This is a genomic window from Paraburkholderia sp. J69-1, from assembly GCF_905220255.1.
In the GTDB taxonomy this organism is placed as follows: domain Bacteria; phylum Pseudomonadota; class Gammaproteobacteria; order Burkholderiales; family Burkholderiaceae; genus Paraburkholderia.
The window spans coordinates 1-16,353 of sequence record NZ_CAJMZG010000021.1; the positions used below are offsets into that span (position 1 = coordinate 1).

16 protein-coding genes are annotated in these 16,353 nt (G+C 61.1%); all 16 read right to left on the reverse strand.

Going from position 1 to position 16,353, the window contains the following annotated elements:
• Positions 1 to 86 precede the first annotated feature (86 nt).
• Genes U5A67_RS30460 through U5A67_RS30535 form a run of 16 tightly spaced genes read right to left on the reverse strand, consistent with a single transcriptional unit; the run spans position 87 to position 15,884 of the window.
• The gene (locus tag U5A67_RS30460) at positions 87 to 884 is read right to left on the reverse strand and encodes a phosphodiesterase (protein WP_321817244.1); all 798 of its coding nucleotides are present in this window, start codon (positions 882 to 884) and stop codon (positions 87 to 89) included.
• A 30-nt stretch (positions 885 to 914) separates the two neighbouring features.
• A complete protein-coding gene (locus tag U5A67_RS30465; protein ID WP_321817245.1) occupies positions 915 to 1,697 on the reverse strand; it encodes a TIGR01458 family HAD-type hydrolase in 783 nt (260 codons plus the stop codon).
• A 53-nt stretch (positions 1,698 to 1,750) separates the two neighbouring features.
• Positions 1,751 to 3,373, reverse strand: a complete 1,623-nt coding sequence (locus tag U5A67_RS30470; protein ID WP_321817246.1) for an alkaline phosphatase family protein — start codon at positions 3,371 to 3,373, stop codon at positions 1,751 to 1,753.
• Entirely contained in the window at positions 3,370 to 3,954 is a 585-nt protein-coding gene (locus tag U5A67_RS30475) for a hypothetical protein (protein ID WP_321817247.1), read from the reverse strand. The genes U5A67_RS30470 and U5A67_RS30475 overlap by 4 nt, the downstream gene beginning before the upstream one ends.
• 13 nt (positions 3,955 to 3,967) lie before the next feature.
• Positions 3,968 to 5,026 (reverse strand): hypothetical protein, encoded by a 1,059-nt coding sequence (locus U5A67_RS30480; RefSeq protein ID WP_321817248.1) that lies wholly within the window; start codon positions 5,024 to 5,026, stop codon positions 3,968 to 3,970.
• An 8-nt stretch (positions 5,027 to 5,034) separates the two neighbouring features.
• Positions 5,035 to 6,144 carry a hypothetical protein gene (locus U5A67_RS30485; RefSeq protein WP_321817249.1) on the reverse strand — a complete coding sequence of 370 codons (1,110 nt, stop codon included), beginning with the start codon at positions 6,142 to 6,144 and terminating at the stop codon, positions 5,035 to 5,037.
• Positions 6,145 to 6,163: 19 nt separating this feature from the next.
• Positions 6,164 to 7,342, reverse strand: a complete 1,179-nt coding sequence (locus U5A67_RS30490; RefSeq protein ID WP_321817250.1) for a hypothetical protein — start codon at positions 7,340 to 7,342, stop codon at positions 6,164 to 6,166.
• 15 nt (positions 7,343 to 7,357) lie between these two features.
• On the reverse strand, positions 7,358 to 9,220 hold the full coding sequence (locus U5A67_RS30495) for a PEP/pyruvate-binding domain-containing protein (protein ID WP_321817251.1): 1,863 nt from the start codon (positions 9,218 to 9,220) through the stop codon (positions 7,358 to 7,360).
• A gap of 35 nt (positions 9,221 to 9,255) precedes the next feature.
• Positions 9,256 to 9,855 carry a dCTP deaminase domain-containing protein gene (locus tag U5A67_RS30500; RefSeq protein ID WP_321817252.1) on the reverse strand — a complete coding sequence of 200 codons (600 nt, stop codon included), beginning with the start codon at positions 9,853 to 9,855 and terminating at the stop codon, positions 9,256 to 9,258.
• Positions 9,852 to 10,370 carry a dCTP deaminase domain-containing protein gene (locus tag U5A67_RS30505; RefSeq protein WP_321817253.1) on the reverse strand — a complete coding sequence of 173 codons (519 nt, stop codon included), beginning with the start codon at positions 10,368 to 10,370 and terminating at the stop codon, positions 9,852 to 9,854. The genes U5A67_RS30500 and U5A67_RS30505 overlap by 4 nt, the downstream gene beginning before the upstream one ends.
• 18 nt (positions 10,371 to 10,388) lie before the next feature.
• Complete coding sequence (locus U5A67_RS30510) at positions 10,389 to 11,387, reverse strand: fatty acid desaturase family protein (protein WP_321817254.1); 999 nt, start codon at positions 11,385 to 11,387, stop codon at positions 10,389 to 10,391.
• Between the two features lie 45 nt (positions 11,388 to 11,432).
• Positions 11,433 to 12,530: an SDR family oxidoreductase gene (locus tag U5A67_RS30515; protein ID WP_321817255.1), complete on the reverse strand. Its 1,098-nt coding sequence runs from the start codon at positions 12,528 to 12,530 to the stop codon at positions 11,433 to 11,435.
• A 1-nt stretch (position 12,531) separates the two neighbouring features.
• Complete coding sequence (locus U5A67_RS30520; protein ID WP_321817256.1) at positions 12,532 to 12,996, reverse strand: type II toxin-antitoxin system RatA family toxin; 465 nt, start codon at positions 12,994 to 12,996, stop codon at positions 12,532 to 12,534.
• An 11-nt stretch (positions 12,997 to 13,007) separates the two neighbouring features.
• On the reverse strand, positions 13,008 to 14,228 hold the full coding sequence (locus U5A67_RS30525) for an aspartate aminotransferase family protein (protein ID WP_321959775.1): 1,221 nt from the start codon (positions 14,226 to 14,228) through the stop codon (positions 13,008 to 13,010).
• A gap of 35 nt (positions 14,229 to 14,263) precedes the next feature.
• Positions 14,264 to 14,821 carry a DUF6031 family protein gene (locus U5A67_RS30530; protein WP_321817258.1) on the reverse strand — a complete coding sequence of 186 codons (558 nt, stop codon included), beginning with the start codon at positions 14,819 to 14,821 and terminating at the stop codon, positions 14,264 to 14,266.
• 10 nt (positions 14,822 to 14,831) lie between these two features.
• Positions 14,832 to 15,884 carry a DUF6001 family protein gene (locus U5A67_RS30535; protein WP_321817259.1) on the reverse strand — a complete coding sequence of 351 codons (1,053 nt, stop codon included), beginning with the start codon at positions 15,882 to 15,884 and terminating at the stop codon, positions 14,832 to 14,834.
• Positions 15,885 to 16,353: the final 469 nt, after the last annotated feature.

Genomic DNA, 16,353 nt, shown 5'->3' on the forward strand with positions numbered 1-16,353 from the left:
AATTCCTCTGTGTTCGCGCTCTGCTCGGCAATCGACCTGTGTGCTTAAACTAGCGCTTACTGATTTCCGATGCGTACTTCACCTCGTCATGCAAACGGGAATGGTCCTTCAAACCGATCGACGTAGACTAGGTGACTGATCGACGGCTTGCCTTGCGCACAGCAATGCAATAGGAACGCTGGTGGCTCAAGATACGAAGCCGGTTGCGCGCCCGCGTCGGTTTGCAGGGCGATTTGCGTCACAGTGCTGGGGCAAGTGAGTACTGGCACATGTCCGACGCGAGTCTGCATCGACCGGTGCACGTGCCCTGCGATCACGCGTTCGACGTGTGAATGTGCGGTCAACGTCGCCGAGAACCGGTCAGCGTAGAGGAGCCCATAGATATCCAGATACGGGATGCCGGTATCGAATGGCGGATGATGCATGGCCACGATCGTCGGCCGATTGTGGCTCGAGTGCAATTCGGCATCGAGCCAGGTGAGCGCGTTGCGATCGAGTTCGCCGTGATGCAGGTCCGGCACCGACGTGTCCAACGCGATGATCCGCACTTCGCCGACATCGAGGGCGAAATGCAGTGGGCCCTGCTTCGGCAAGTATTCATGTTCGGGGAAGGCGTTCCGCAAATTCTCGCGCTGGTCATGGTTGCCCGGCATCACTGCGTACGGAATCGTCAACGATGTGAGCAAGCGCCTGAGTTCGACGTATTCTTCCGGCGCTCCCTCATCGGTCAGGTCGCCGGTTATCAGTACGAAGTCGGGCCGCGGTGCGAGCGCATTGAGTGTCGCGATGGCGTTTGCCAGCATGGCGTTCGAATCAACGACATCCTGATACAACACGCCCGCGGGTCGGATATGTAAATCGGAAAGTTGCGCAATGATCGTCATGACGAATTCAGTATGGGACGGGATAAGAAGTCAGGCTGCACGCGAACCAAAGCGCTCAAGCCATAGCGGAAAATCGGCAATACTGTCTAGCACGGTGTCGATAGCGTCGCGATGCTGCTCGAGCCATTCCGGGCGGTGCTTGCCTGTACGCACATGTAACGCGTGAGCGCCAATGGCGCGTGCGCCTGCCATGTCAGTTGCCAGGTCGTCACCAATTACGGCTGTACTGGCGCTGTCGGCTCCGAGCTGGCGCAAGGCCGCTTCGAAGAACACCGGCGACGGCTTGCCCGTAACGATCGCGCGAGTATTGGTAGCCGCTTCCAACGCTATGACGAAAGCGCCACAATCGAGCCGCTCGCCATCCACGTCGAACCAAAACAGATTTTTCTGCAGGGCCACGAGCTGCGCACCGTTGCGCAGCATACGGAACGCACGGTTGAGCTTTGGATAGTCGAAGGCATCGCCGATGTCGCCGATCACGACGAAGTCTGGGTACGTATCATCAATGTCGATGCCTTCGAATGCCGTGCGCACACCATCGGGCACGATCAGGTGACAACGCTTGCCTCGCTGTGCCTTGAGGTGGCTCACGCACGCGGTTGTGGCGGTGAGTATTTCGTGCGCGCCTGCTTCGATTCCGGCATCTCTCAACTGGCTGGCCAGTTGCTCCGGCGTTTGGGCCGTGATGTTAGTGAGCAGCCGTATGCCTAATCCGGCGTTGCGGGCGGCTTGCAAAGCCGCAGCGGCGCCGGGAATGGCGGCTCCGCGATGCAGCAGTGTACCGTCAATGTCACATAGCAGCGTATCAATCATCAATGTTGCTCCTGAAGATTCTGAATGTAGCGGCATCAATGGCCAGGTCCGAATTACGTTTTGGTCAAATGCTCCGGGCAGACGAGCGAAGCGATATCCGACAACGCCATCGCTGACTGCTTGGGCAACTCGACACGTTCACCGCCGACGTCGACCAATATTCCCTGCAACCACGGGTCGGCGGACCAGACTGCATGATCACCACCTTTGCGGCTCGCCTGAACGACCACGGCCGAGCGCGAATAACGCAGCCGCGTGCCCGCCGGTGCCTGCCAGTAGCACTGCGCGCGCCAACCAGCCACCGAGGGCATGTCGAGTGGAGTTGTGCCGAAACCGATGAAATGATTCCAGCCCCCGCGCATCGAGTCTGGCAACGCGGCACGCCATGCCTGGGCCAGCGTCTCGTGATCGAAGCCTTTTGCGCCAAGGTTGACTGGATGCAGCATGACCAGGCCGTTCTCTGCCGGATGAAACAACGCGGCCGAGCGCAGCGGATCGGGGTTGCCAAACTCGTCGTAGGCGAGCAGGCCAGCCTGCTCTAAAAATGCATTCGGAAATAGGTCATGGTGAACCGGGGCCATGCCATGGTCCGAGTGAGCAATGCAGCGAAACGGTTCGGGCGAAGCTGTGAGGCATTCATCGAGCAACGTATCAATCCATCCCAGCGCGGTGTCGAACAAGGCCTCGACCACCCGCGCTGCTGGCGACGCCGGCTGCCGGGGGTCGACGTATTTGAGCAAATGGTGCGACAGGAGATCGATGACAGGATCGTAGCCAATTACGCAATCGCTGTCCGTCGCGCGCACCGCGGCAACGATGTCTGTCTTGAAGCTGTCGTGTACGATACGCATCAGCGAAACGAGCGCGTGTTCGGCCGCACCGTCACCGCCGTCATCGAGCCTGCGACCGAGCTGGCCGTTGGCGTATAGCCGTGCTGGATCGCAGGCCGGAAATGCAGCCAGCGGCGCGGGGGGGCCGACTACATCGACGGCTCGGTAGCCCAGGCTGATCAAGGTTGGCACACCGTCGATTCGCATCGCGTGCAGAGCGATTGCACGATATGCATTTCCGTATGGGACGTTTGGTGCCAGCGGTAGTGCAAGGGTGCCGTCCATCGAAACAAAGCTGGGCGACTCGTCCGGATTTCGCAAATCATGCAGTGCGAATCCGCCTCCGACGGCTTCAACACGCATGTCGATATCGAGCGCCGGAATCGTCAGGCGCTCTCCGTCGACCATCGCTTCCGGGGCGACGGCGAAGCCGCCGTATACGTTCGTACGACCGACCAGCGCAATGCCCAGTCGCTCCTGCTGTACGAACGGCGCAGCGCACAGGCGCAAGCGGTACCCAGCGGCGGCCAAGCGGTCCCAGACCATTTGGATATTGCGCGGCCACTGAGAGAATCCGTCGGCGAAGCCGAACGGCGTATCGTTTGAGGGCGTCGGCACAAGATAGCCGGTCAGCCCGTGACGCGTAACGTCCGTGCCGCTAAAGATCGAGAACAGCGACGGCGGCGTCTGGCAGTTAGGGATGAGCGGCATCAGTCGTATCGCCCTACGGTCGCGCAGCGCGCGGGTCAAGATCGAATGGGGGCGACGATCCGCCAATTGTTCGACTAGCTGCCACGAGAGACCGTCGATTACGAGCCACACGAGCCGCGAGCGCAGGGCATTCATGCCGCTGCCAGCGCGAGCGTGCCGAGCAGACAGCCGGCGAGCGCTTCGACATGGGTCTTCAGCCCATCGAGAGAGCCGTTGTTTGGTAGCACATAGTCGGCGTGTATCCGGCTCATCTGGACGTCGAGGGCACTGTTCTCGACGATTGAGACGTCGTTGCGCCCATGTAGCCGGCTCGCCCGTACCGCGGGTGCTGTCGCGATCTTGACAATGGCGAACTGCTTCTGGCGAAGGTAGGGCCAGTCGGTCACGTCGTCACGGAGATCGTCGTTGATGATCACATCTGCCTCGCAGCGATCGAGACGTTGCGCGAAGTTCTTGACGATGCTGTGGCTGTCGATGCGGCGAAGTTGCGTCGCTATGTGCTCGAGCAAATGCTGATCTTGGGTGCCCTCCCGCATGTCGTGGCAGGCTGCATCATAGAACGCGCGTTGAAGGCTGTAGAGCGGCGCAGCCAACTTGAGAATGGCGACCTGTTTGCCGGCTGCCTCGAACGCTTCCCTGAGCAGGCCGGCCGTGGTGCTTTTCCCAGATCCACTCGGCGCGACGAGTGCGATGCGCAAACGTGGTTGCTTGGACATGGCATCCTCCCCCTTAGCTCAGAACGACAGGTCTGGGCAAGCCGACTCGGGATTGCCATGCGATGGAGGAGAACGCGTTGGTCAGGGCGTCCGGGATCGAGTCGGTGAAATCCACGCTCGCCAGCGCCGCCGGGAGTCCGTGCCAGGTTGATGTGATGAAGCGGTGCGGCCATTCGAACAGCCCCGGTGTGCGCAGCGCCTGTCCGATCTCTTCCGATGACAGCGCGTGGATGCGGAACGGCCCGGGCGCGCTGACATCCGGCAGGCAGACCATGGCCAACCTGCCACAGCCCGCCGGGCTGGCTGGCAGTGCGGCGCGCATTGCTTCGGGCGCACACAGACGCTTGTCAGTGTCGGCGAACGTCGGATCGGCAGCGATCCCGGCGAGGCCTAGCTGTTCGGCGAGCTCCGGGTGCGAGCGGAGCGTTCCCACACCGACGTGCGGATAATCGGGCCAGCCACGCGCCCGGATCTTGCCGTCGACGACATCAAGCAGTAGCTTGTCACCCGAGAAATACAGGTAGTCGCCCGAGGCAACCAAGTCGAGCATGGTCGTGGTCTTGCCTGCGCCCTTCACGCCGCCGATGGCCAGAATGTCGCCCGCGCGCGTTGCCACGGCGGAGGCGTGCATGATCGCGGTCCCTTTCGACTGCTCGACCAGCAACCCGTAGTAACGCACCAACTCGATCAAATGAATGAACGCATTGGTTCCGCCGTAGAAGTCGACACGACGCTGGGTTGTATCAAACCGGTATCCGACCCGCAGCTCTGAATCCCACGCGAAGAGCAGGCCATCGTACTGTGCAGTGTTCACCCGTAGCGTAAAGCCGGGTGCGGTGGTTTCGCGAATGGTGGCGGGGCGGTCGCAGAGCGCGACCCAGTTCGAATCGAACGCGTCGGGATCGTGCAGAGCCAGGTAGAGATCTGCCTCCGGCGTGGTGCCGCTGAATCCGGCCGACGGGGTGAAGTATGGCAACAGGAATTGCACCAGACGGGTCGGCAACGCCGGATTGACACTGTGGTGCGACAGTTCGATCGTATAGCGTTGATTGGACAGCAACTCGGTTCGCATGACGGGCCTCACAAGATGGGTCGGTCAACGCCGGCGGTTGTCTGCATGAATGCAAGCATCGGCCGGGCGGGTTCGGTAACGAGATGGCAGGTGTGCAGGAAACGCTCCACAATGCTGGACAGTACGGCGAGCTCGGTCAAGATCGAACTTGAGTCAGGCTCGCCGCGCGTCTTCTGGAAGCACACGTTGCCTCGGGTTGTGTGCACAGCGGGGTCGTCGTGCGAAACGCAGGTTTCGAACGCGACGGTGAAGATATGTCCGGTGCGCATTGATTCGCATTCGGTGGAAAAGGCAACACGGCGATAGCTGCCGATTGCCTTGAGTGGACGGTCGACGAGGCTTGCGGCCGACTCGGCGAAGGGCGCCTCGACGCGCGCCTCGATTCGGTCGGTGAGGTGGGGGGTATGTGCCGCAACTCGGCAGACCTGTGCGAGCGACAGTTCGAAGTCTTCCTTGCGCTTGCGGCTCCAATGTTCGATCCAGAGCTCGCCAGTCGGGATTTCTTGGCATGCCGTGACGTCGTGATCGATCAGGCGAAACGCGTCGCCGCTTTGTGCCACGAACGGCTCGGCGTCGCTTGAGTCGAGCAGGGCGTACCAAGCTTCGCCGAGTGCACGCGGCGCGCCTAGGTCCGAGATATCGAAGCGTGTTTCGAACGTCGCTTCGCTGGTTGCGTAGCGGCATTCCCAGTTGTTGACTGCGAGCCTGTTGCGACGAAATGCATCCAGTAGCGCGGCTGGCAAGCCATCAACGTGGTCGGCCTGTACGATCGTATGAGGTGGGCGCACAAAGGTTGCACGATGTGTGTCGAGCCGTGTCATCAGGTGCGTAATTTCGACATGCGAGTCTGTGAGCACCGCGATCGCGAGTGGAATGCAGCGGCCGTACAGGTTGTCGCATTGCTCGAAGTCATCGGCCGACCTAACGGCGCGCCCGTCGCGCCACTGCATAATCATGCGTCTTTCGCCGCGCAAGTCCGCGATAGCGGTTGCAACGCCTACGGCGAGATTGCCTGGCTCGATCGCCCGCAACGCAAAATCGACGTCGTCGAACGGAATGTCGTGCCTGAATTTCCAGCTCCCCATCAGGATGACCGGCGGGGCGATCGTGGATGACATGTGGGTGCTCCGTGGTCGGTCATGCGGCGCGCGTGCTGAGTTCGCGCGCGAAATCGAGTTTCGAATACAGATCGTGGCGAAAGCCGGGCGTGTGCTCATTCAGAAATTGTTCGACGGCACCTGCGATTTCCTCGAAATCGCGTTCGATGTTTCGCAGCGGTTTGAACGTGCGACTCCGGCAATATTCCACTTCGACCTGAGCGAATCTTGCGCCGCCGTCGAGACTCACGCACAGATCGAAATAGACGCCGAAGCCGTTGCCGGTTTCCAGCGACTCCAGATTCACGTCGATGCGGGTGCGACGAAACGGTTGCAGCCGCCGCACGCTGGCGGAGGTCATGGCGCGTGCCCGATCGCCGATCGTCGCGAACGCGATTGGCTGATTGGTAATGAAATCCTCGCGGCGCAGTTCGGCGTTTTCCACGAACCATTTGCGCTTAACCGCCATGAGGCCGTCTGCTTGAGGAATGAACGAGATATATCCGGCTTCGACGGGATCTCCACTCACTTCGAAGATGTGCGACTCGTAATCCATCGTCTGGAAGTCCCGATCGATCTCAAGCACCAGGTTGTCGAAGTGGCCGTTAGCCACCGCGAAATGGAAGGCCGTGCCGATGCGCCACATATCGGGAGCCTGCTGCGAGGTGAATTTCCGTTCAAGCTCCATCTCCGGGTGCCAGCGTGTGTACCAGCAGTCGTCGCTGAGCAGTGCCCGGATACCAACGTCGGACTCGCACGCCTCGCGCGCTAATGCGCATGCCTCTTGCCAGTTCGATGCGTCGAAAGGAGGATGAACGAGCCTATGCAAGAACAATGCGCCGCTCGCCCCCTCGTGAACGTAACGATAGACGTCGAAGCCGCTCCCGTTCCTGATCAGCGCGAATTCCGCGCAGGGCAGGGTCCCGGCAAGCGCGGGGTCCAAGTCGGCGAGCAACTGGCGCGTGGCTCGGGTACTGCTGCGCAACTCGGCATTGAAAATCTGGAAATCGAATGGCATGGGGTGGCGCATGACCTCGCGTCGTTGCGCGGTCGTCAGGCCGGTCAGTTGCAGTGTGCCGCCTGGAATGAACAGTCCGTTCGCGCCGTGGCGTATTGACGGCGCTTCTAATTCCGCGATCGCGAGGAGTGCTGGCGGTCCGGACTGAAGGCGAGCCTGTGCATCGAAGAGCAGCAGGCAGAGCTCGGGTGATGAGGGCATACCGACGTACTCCGTTCAGGCCGGCCGTGTGGCCGCGAATGTAACTCGCGCGCCTGACAGGCCTAGGTGAAACAGCTGAGACGATTCGACCGCCGGTATCCCGTGCTCCCGCAACAGGATCGACAGATGGCACAGCATCGAGGCCTGTTCGAAGACGAAGCCCCTCGCATGTGGGATCAGGGCGGCGAGCGCTGCATAGGGACGCGGCGATACGACGATGGCCTGCCCCCCGTGTTCTCGCAGGCGGGCTTCAAGCTGCGATAACGCCGGGCCAAGGGATTCGGCGCTGGGAATGGCGTTGATCGAGACGGTAGCCGACACACTGATGTCCTCCATGTGGCTGTCCGTGCCGATGACGACGGCAGGTCCATCGGCAAAACCGGGCGAGATTATTCGACACGCATCGGCCTCGTCGAGCGTGGCGAGCGTGGCGAGCGGGGAGAAATCGATCAAGTACAGGCGATCGCAGAGGCGGACCCATTCGAGCTGAATCGGGCCAAGCGTGTTGACTGCCTCGCGGGTTATGTGAAACAGACGTTGAGCGTCGGGGACGTGCGGCGAGGGGGCGCCGGTCAGGGTGGTACAGGCAGTGCCGGCGATGCCGCGATTAATCGCGAGCAGCCCATCCGCCGACCATTCGCAGACGACCGAACCGTCCTCGCAGGCTTGCGTGATCAGCCCGGTGTCGCCGGCTACGAACTCGCGCACGACGAAGCGATCCGCACGTTCGCCCAACAACTCGTTCAGTCGGCCCTGTAAGGCTTCGCGAGGCAGAATTTGCTGACGCACGCAGTCGGAGAAATCTAGCACGACCTCGGGGGTGCGAAACTGGGCTAGCAACGCATCGCGCCGCGTCGGCTCCGCAGCGAAGCCGGCGCGGTTAGCCCGCACCAGCAGCGCGTTGCCAGCCGGCACGCCGTGCCGCGCGGCGAAATCGGCTAACGGCTTGCGCTTGGAGCGGAAATACTGTGCGAACGACGGCAGCGGGCGGTAAGCGGTCAGCGCGTCGTCGTCGGATGCGTAAAGCGGTACGGACTCGAAGCACGGCGCTTCGTCCTCGGCCGTGCTTCCGACGGTCGTGATCGGTCGAGCCTGCAACAGCCACAATTGGCGACCGTCGGCCGCCCACTCGATGTCGGCCGGTGCGCCGATCAATTCGGCAGCCTTGCGTGCCAGTGCGGAGATCTCGAGCAGTAGTGAATGGTACGCGTCGAGGCCCGGTGCGTAGAGTTGCCCATTGGAGGCGAGCCGTGCCGGGTGCCCCTTCTCGACCCCCGATACCATTGCCTCACCCAGCGATTCCACGAGCTCGATGCAGATGTCGGGCTGACCGCTCAGCGGATCGACGCTGAATGCCACACCGGCAACACGCGCTTCGACCATGCGTTGAAGAATGACAGTCATGCCGATCCGCATGTCGGCGTGGCCGGCCCGCACGCGTTCGACGATTGCCGCACGCGAAACGCCCGAGCGCCATACGTCGAGGATCGCGGCTTTGAGCGCTGCAAGGCCCTGGATCTCCAGCCGTGTCGAGAAAATACCAGCGAAGCTGTGGCGTTCGCCGTCTTCCACGCTGGCCGACGAACGTACCGCGAGCTTCGTGTCCGCGTCGAGACCTGCGTCGGCCAAACGTTCCAGGAGAAACATGTCCGCCTGATCGCTCCATTCGAGTTCCGCGAGCGCCGCAATGCGCGCGATGTGCTGATCGAGAAATGCGGCCGCGGTGACATGGAGCGAGCTCAGCAAGTCTGCGATGGCGATCTCGCGCGCTTCGTAATCGCGCCAGATAATCGCGAAATCGGCATCGGTCAGTGCGGTCAAGTTGGGCACGGGCAGGTGCTGGCTCAACGTCTTGAGGGTATCGAATTTGCTGGTCATAGTTCAGTGGGACGATCAATGGGACGCAAGTCGGTTCAGGCTGGCAGACTGGATGCGGCATGCACGGGGTCGCTCGCATCGAGCGCAATAGCCGTCGCGTCGCTCGCTGCAGCGGCTGCTCGGTAGTCGAGGAAGATGCGTGATGCGAACGCCTCGGTTGCGCCCTGGTATTTGCCCGTGTAAAGCTTGATTTCGCCCTGGACGCGCCAGAACATCATCTGTCCGATATTCATGCCTGCATAGACGCGGATGCGGTTCAACGCAAAAAGCTGGATCGTCCAGCGCCCGACGAAGCCAATATCGCCGAGCGGCGCCGACAGGTTGATGAACATGCCTAGTCGTGCGATAGAGGAGCGGGCCGCATACGTCGGCACGAAACGCGTGCTCCCCATGGTCTCGATGGTGGCGGCCAGATATAGCTTGCGTGGCTCGAGTTCGTAGCCTTCGGGGCCGATTACGATCTCGCGAGTGGGCGCCTCCTTGCGCACGTCGATCACGCCGTCCTCGTACACCTTCATGCGCTCGTGCAAACGGAAGTTGTAGCTGTTGGGATTCACGTTGTCCGGCAGGAACGGATGGATGACGATGTCTCCCGCATGCACGCGCTGTTCGATCTCGGTACCGGTCAATATCATGTTCGATCCTGAATGATTTTCGATGCAACGACGTTATCGGAACCCCGATAGCGCCCCGTGTAAGGCGTCGAAACGCCGAGGTTGGACCAGAAGCACACTTTTGCGACTTTGGTGCCGGCGTAGACGCGCACCGGCTGGGTCACGACGATTTCGAGGGTCCAACAGATCACCGCCCCGGTATGGCCTAGCGGAGCGCTGGTCTGGATGAACATGCCGCACAGTGCGGTTGACAGGTTCGCGTACAGCTCGCTCGCGAAGTCGACGCCACCAATTCGCTCAGCCGTAGAACCGAGATAAAATCGATTCGGAAGGAGTACGAAACCATCTTCGGGAATCGTGTGCTCGATGACGTGCAAGGCATCGTGTGGATCAATTTGTGAATCACGATACTCGAGCAGCGTCGGCCCCAGATGGCAGCCATACGAGTTGACTTCGAGATTGCACGCATCGAATGGCTCGATCACTAGGCTTCCCGTGTCGAGCATGCGATGAATTTCTGGGCCGGTGAGGATCATGGCGATACGTTTTCCGTGTCAGTGGAAACGACGGTTGGCATGCGGCGGCGGATACAGTTCCGCCAGCATCGATGCGTGCCCCAGTAAGTATCCGCGGGTACGCCTGGTGGCGGCGGATTCGGGCAAATGCTCGGCCAACCTTGCCGACAGCACGCCAAGCCGATAGCTTGGCACCTGAGGAAACAGATGATGTTCCCAGTGGCAATTGATGTTGCATGGAGCGAACAGCAGGCGTTCGAGCAGGCCGGGTGCGACGCTTCGGGCGTCGCTGGCGACAGGTTCTGCGGCACGGCCGGCATGTTCGGAGAGGCTGCGAATGCGCAGTATCGGTGGAAGAAACAACACCATCGGCGCGAGCCAGTAGATGAGCAATCCCGACCACGCGTGCGCAATGGTTGCTGTGATGGCCACTGCTACGACGAACGCAACGAACCAGCGACACTCGGAGCGACTAGCTTCATCTTTTCGGCCGAACAGGCCGAATACGCCGAAGCTGTCCATGCTGCGCAACGACTGGAGCGTTGACAGGCCAGTCACGTCGCGCAGCAACGCACGCCAGAGGAGCGCACGTGTCGGTGGCGCGAACGCATCGGCGTAATCGGGATCGTCGGCTGTGTTCAGATGCCGGTGGTGAGCGAGGTGATGCGCGCGATAGCGCGAGGTGCTGATGGTGAGTGGAAACGTCAGCAGCAAGTTCGCCAGCAGGTCGTTGCGACGTTTGTCGCGGCTCAGCAGGTAATGAGATGCGTCGTGCATGAGCACCAGCAGCGCGTGTTGCCGTGTCGCCACGACGATCAGCACGAGGACCGTGATGGGCCACGAATGCGCCATCTCGGCGGCAAGAATCGCCGTACCGGTGACTACCCATTGCGTCGCGATCTGCCACGCGCAGCGCAGCGGCGCGAGCGCTTTCAGGTCGACGACCAGATGCTGGTGTGTGAAAGCGAGCGCGTTGCGCCGAGCGGCGCGGTGCGGTGGGGCCTCGGCGAGCGGTGCGGATGGTTGCGACTGAATCATCGGAATCTTCCCTTGAGATGCGACGATGCGACGATGCAACGATGCTCAGATCGTGCCGGCGGCAAGCTGACGTTTGAGGCCCGCTTGAGAATCAGGTGTATGCGCCAGCCAATAGTCAACGGCCAGCGGCAGGAAGTGCTCACAGGGTGGTGCGGGGCGCGTCGTGTTTTCCGGTGCACGAACGATTTCGCTCTCGGCGTACACACCATAGATCTGCAGCAGCCGCTCGAAGTAACGGAAGTCTGCAGTCGAAATACCTTCAGGACGCCACGTCGACAATGAGCGCTTGAGAAATGCCCATTGCCTCATGCGCAGGATTGGAACGGGATCGAGCTTCGGCAGTCCGGCCGTTTGTCGAGCGACGTCGAGGCGCGATTCGATCAGTCGCACGATCTGTTCGTAGGACAGGCGAGTCTCGCCAGCCGCGGCGACGACCTGGGAGAAGGGCATCCCTGTCGCGCAACGATGAGCCAGTTGCACGAGCTCATCGGCTACCCAGTCGATCGGGACGATATCCAGTCGGCCGACGCGATTGCCGACCAGAAAAGGCGGTGCCAGCGAAGCGATGAAGCGGATCAGCGGATACAGGCCATGGAAGCGGCTGATGGCACCGTCGACGCTGCTTCCGACCACGAGGCTGCAACTGAACGTCGAGATCGGAAACTGCATGCCGAATTGAGTACGCAGAGCGTGTTCACCGGCTGCCTTGCTTTCCTCGTAGCCGTTGCGATAGACCCAGTCGTGCATGCGCGTGAATGCCGTCGAGACATAAATGAAATGGCATGCCCGGGCCACATTTCTGGCGAATTCGGCAAAACGCAGCGTACCGTCGACGTTCATCTCCCGCATCTCGTCGAAACTCTTGTGCCACGAGACGTCGGCCGCCAAATGGACGGCTACTGCGTGCTCGACTGGCGGTAACGATTGTGCGGCGTCGCGCATCGATTGCGCGTCGAGCAGGTCCGCCCTTACGAAGCGCACGGCGTGGCGCTGTGCATGGCGCCACGCGGCCTCGCACGCACGTGCGGCTGTCTCGGATCGGACCAGCACAATGGCGCGCCCGTCGGGGCGGGTCCGCAGCCAGTCGGCGACGAAGCGTTGTCCAAGCGCGCCGCTGGCGCCGGTCACGATCAGTGTTTCCATCTCAGCGCTCCGATTCGGTGACGGCTGCGTGCCGCGCGTGGAGTCGATCGCGGATGCCGGCCAGCATCTGCTGGCTGTTTGCACGAATCGCGCGCTCGCCGATCGGGTGCAACACGTCCGCCAGCGAGGGAATCCCGATGTCAAAGGTCACGTTCAGGTCCACGTGTAGACCGTCGTCGCGCTCGACCAACACCCACTCGCCGTACCAGGTCTCGAGATCACCGTCGGTCTGTTCGAACTCAATGCGCTCGTTTTCGACCAGACGGTCGACCTCCGTCCAGGTGAGTTCGCTTCCGTTGAGCAGAACACGCCAGGTGCTTTGCAATTCACCCGCCGTGTGCGTTGGTACTTGAACTTCGAGCACGTCTGCCATGAAGTCAGGATAGCGCGCGAAATCCGACAGAATCGGCCATACGTCGGCGCGTTCGAAGCGGCCGAGCAACACGCTGTTGAGAACTTGAGGCATGGATCGCTCCGTCAGGAATGGGTCGAGCGGACCGCGGCATGGACGGCATCGCAAAATCGATGCAGGCCTGCTGCGAGATCTTCTGGACTGGTGAGCGCGCTCGGATACACGCGCAAGACATGCGTGGCGCTCAGGCAAAACGCGATGAGCACGTCGCGATGCGCCGCCTCGATCAGAGTTTGAGCGACAGGGCGGCTTGAGTCGAACTCGATGCCGAGCATCAGGCCGCGCCCTCGGATGTCAACGACGTTCGGGCAATCGCCCAGGCGGGATCGAAGGATTTCGAGAGACTGGCGCCCGAGCGCATCCACCCGAGACAGGAAGTCGGATCCGGTGACGACTGACATCACGGCGTCCACTACAGCACCGGCGAGTGCGCTGCCCGCATAGGACGATGCATGGACGACCGGGTCGCGAGCGGGGGCGCCGAACCTGCTGGTATCGTAGAGCGCGGCGGCGACCGGGAATACTCCGCCGCCTAGTGTCTTGCCGAACACCACGATGTCGGCCGGCGAGCCGCAGCGCAGGGCACCGGCGCGACCCAGTCCCGATTGGATCTCATCGTGAATAACAAACGCACCGTACTGGCGGCAAAGCGTGGCAAGCGCGTCCAGAAATGCACCGTCGACCGGTCGGATGCCACCTTCCCCCTGGACCGGCTCGCAGATGGCAGCTGCAATGTCGCCCGCAGCAAGCGCGGCTCTAACGGCGTCAAGGTCGCCGATGTCGACGAACACCGCATCCTCGCGATGGAGCAGCGCATCATGCCCGCGATACCCGTAGCTGATCGCAAGCGCACCTGCCGTGCGGCCATGGTAGGCATACTTGAAGGCTAGGATTCTGCGCCTGCCGGTTTCCATCCGTACCAGTTTCAGCGCTGCCTCGATCGCCTCGGATCCGCTATTGGCGAACAACACGCCATTGCCGGGGCGCCCGACGCCGACTACTAGCGCTTCGCCGGCGCGAATCGCCTGTTCGTTTGCAAGAATTCGACTGGACAAACCGAGGCGACCGAGCTGCGAGCCGAGCGCGTCGATCACGGCCGGATGGCGGTGGCCCAGCAGGTGCAGACCGAACGAACCAAAATCGAGCCAGCGGCGCCCGGTGTCGTCTGTGATCCATGCACCTTCGGCCGAATACTCGGCGGCGGTGAGGCCGGCCATGCGAAGCATCAAGCCCTGTTCGCGTCCGAACAAGGCGCCATAGCGTTCGATGAACGATGTCTTGCGCATGGTGGCGGCCGGCGCGGACGAATTTGTGCGAGCGCTCATAGCGATTTCATCAATGGGGCGAGGAACGACGCATCCGTGCCTGTCAGGCGGCACAACTTGTCCCAGGTGCGCAGGGTGCGCAGTACCGGCCCCTGCGTACCTGGCAGCAGTGGATTGAACAATTCACCGGGAAACGCAGCGAGTGCCTCGCCGAGCCGACTGATCAACGGTGCCGCGTCGCCAGCTTCGATCGATGCGTTGGCGTCTCCAATGCCGAGCATGCGTAAGGCGGCGGCCCCTGGCAGCGAGGCAGCATCGGACAATCCGTATTCCGCGCACAGGGCAAAGGCGTGCAGTTCGTCCGGGGAGGCGGCGTCCGAAAGTCGATGGTCGATATCCTTCAGTAATTCCGCGATCTTGATGCGAAGCACGTCCACCACGTCGGCGGTGCCCGATGCACCTTCAAGGTCTTCGAGATAGGCCTGCAGTTCGGTCATTAGCAACCAGGCAACAGACGCTAGCGTTTCGGCGAGGCTTGCTGCGGCGCGAACCTGTCCAGCGGCCAGTCGGGGGAACCAGTGGATTGGCGGCGACGTCTCGAGATTTGAAGTCATGTCGGTCTCCTCAGGAAAGGGAATCCGTCAATGAAAAGCCGACCGCGCCGACGCGCGCGCCCAGCAGTAGCTGTCTTGCAAGATCGGAGGAAACGGCAGCGAGGTCGCGAGGCGCGGTTGTCAACGAGGTCGGCATGTCGAAGCTCGGGAGCAAGGCGGCCCGACCGTCCTCCCGCAGCACGACACGGCTGCCGGGCAGGAACGGGGCGCTTTCGGTATGGCGGGTCGTTGGTGTCTGCACTGCGTATGCAGCGCCGAAGCCGGTACTGGCGTCGGCCTGCTCGACCAGTTCAATCAGCTCCGACGCATCGGCGCTTGTGAGGCCGCGCACGCAGGCAGCGCCGACCTTGGGCCACAGTGCATCGACGCTATTGGCGCAGTCGAGCGCGCCACTGTCGAGCAGTGCGCGACCGGCGCGTCGCCAGCGCAGCAAGGTCCACTTCTTGTTTGACACTGTCCAGCCGCACTGGGATAGCAGCGCATTCATGAGATACAGCAGTGCATTGACGGAGTATGCCGCCGCGCCGCGCATTTCTCCGGCGCGCAGCGCAAGCAGCGCAAAGCCCGCCGACTGTCGAAACGCGTCGTAGGCTGCGACAGCCCACATGCTGCCGAGCGCTGCATTCCAGTCGAGGTAGGGGACTGCACGATTCGTCGCCACGCCGCTGACGATGCGCTCCAGATATTTGCGCGACACTGCCTGAGAATCGTCCCAGCGCCGGTATGCGCGAAGCGTATCGAGCGGGCTGGCGGTGCGATAGCCAGCGAGCGTGCTCATCGCGAGATCCACGTCGCTCAATGCGAATGCGACGGTCTCGAGGTGCTGTCCATCGTGATAGATCTGCGAGGCCATGGCGCCGCGATCGGCTTCCACGGCAGTGATACAGATCAGATCGATGTCACTTGCTGCATTGGCGACGCCGTGAACGGGAGAGCTGGTGACCAAGGTGTGCGCCACGTCTTTGTACTGACCTTTCGCCACGTTTTCCAATGAGGAGAATGAAAGCTTTCGAGAATTAAGAAATGCCTCGACATTTTCTGAATGAAAGGTTGAATAGTCCATAATTTAAATATCGACCAACCAATAGCTTGTTGACGGTCGCGAATTAAAATTCGCGACCGGAAAAATTAAATCGAATTGGAGGTGAATTCGCCTTATTCGATTAGATCAAGAGCAGCTGGGAAGGATGGTGCGGGATGGGCAGCAGGCGAAAATTACTCTTTTCATTTTCGATCTCTCAGGTTTCGGCCTCGATGTGCATCGCGATGCGAATCGCTTTCCGACATCTTCACGCAAGGTGCGTGCCAGAGAAGTGCGCTGGTTTCTGTTCAAAACGATTCAAGTCCGTATCGACGCGGAATATCGGCCTATTCAGAGTCGACGAAAGTACGTAAATTGTTAAAAATTCATGTAGTTAGGATGACTTGGAGATTGCTATCTGATGCCAAGTTGTAAGCTGGATGCTTTTGAAATTACTGCGTTTTTAAAAAAATTTGAAATTATGCTTAAAACATAAAAATGAAAACAGCAC

Coding starts and splice junctions, on each gene's coding strand:
- U5A67_RS30460 (WP_321817244.1), bottom strand. CDS start 884: ATGACGATCATTGCGCAACTTTCCGATTTACATATCCGACCCGCGGGC.
- U5A67_RS30465 (WP_321817245.1), bottom strand. CDS start 1,697: ATGATTGATACGCTGCTATGTGACATTGACGGTACACTGCTGCATCGC.
- U5A67_RS30470 (WP_321817246.1), bottom strand. CDS start 3,373: ATGAATGCCCTGCGCTCGCGGCTCGTGTGGCTCGTAATCGACGGTCTC.
- U5A67_RS30475 (WP_321817247.1), bottom strand. CDS start 3,954: ATGTCCAAGCAACCACGTTTGCGCATCGCACTCGTCGCGCCGAGTGGA.
- U5A67_RS30480 (WP_321817248.1), bottom strand. CDS start 5,026: ATGCGAACCGAGTTGCTGTCCAATCAACGCTATACGATCGAACTGTCG.
- U5A67_RS30485 (WP_321817249.1), bottom strand. CDS start 6,144: ATGTCATCCACGATCGCCCCGCCGGTCATCCTGATGGGGAGCTGGAAA.
- U5A67_RS30490 (WP_321817250.1), bottom strand. CDS start 7,342: ATGCCCTCATCACCCGAGCTCTGCCTGCTGCTCTTCGATGCACAGGCT.
- U5A67_RS30495 (WP_321817251.1), bottom strand. CDS start 9,220: ATGACCAGCAAATTCGATACCCTCAAGACGTTGAGCCAGCACCTGCCC.
- U5A67_RS30500 (WP_321817252.1), bottom strand. CDS start 9,855: ATGATATTGACCGGTACCGAGATCGAACAGCGCGTGCATGCGGGAGAC.
- U5A67_RS30505 (WP_321817253.1), bottom strand. CDS start 10,370: ATGATCCTCACCGGCCCAGAAATTCATCGCATGCTCGACACGGGAAGC.
- U5A67_RS30510 (WP_321817254.1), bottom strand. CDS start 11,387: ATGATTCAGTCGCAACCATCCGCACCGCTCGCCGAGGCCCCACCGCAC.
- U5A67_RS30515 (WP_321817255.1), bottom strand. CDS start 12,530: ATGGAAACACTGATCGTGACCGGCGCCAGCGGCGCGCTTGGACAACGC.
- U5A67_RS30520 (WP_321817256.1), bottom strand. CDS start 12,996: ATGCCTCAAGTTCTCAACAGCGTGTTGCTCGGCCGCTTCGAACGCGCC.
- U5A67_RS30525 (WP_321959775.1), bottom strand. CDS start 14,228: ATGCGCAAGACATCGTTCATCGAACGCTATGGCGCCTTGTTCGGACGC.
- U5A67_RS30530 (WP_321817258.1), bottom strand. CDS start 14,821: ATGACTTCAAATCTCGAGACGTCGCCGCCAATCCACTGGTTCCCCCGA.
- U5A67_RS30535 (WP_321817259.1), bottom strand. CDS start 15,884: ATGGACTATTCAACCTTTCATTCAGAAAATGTCGAGGCATTTCTTAAT.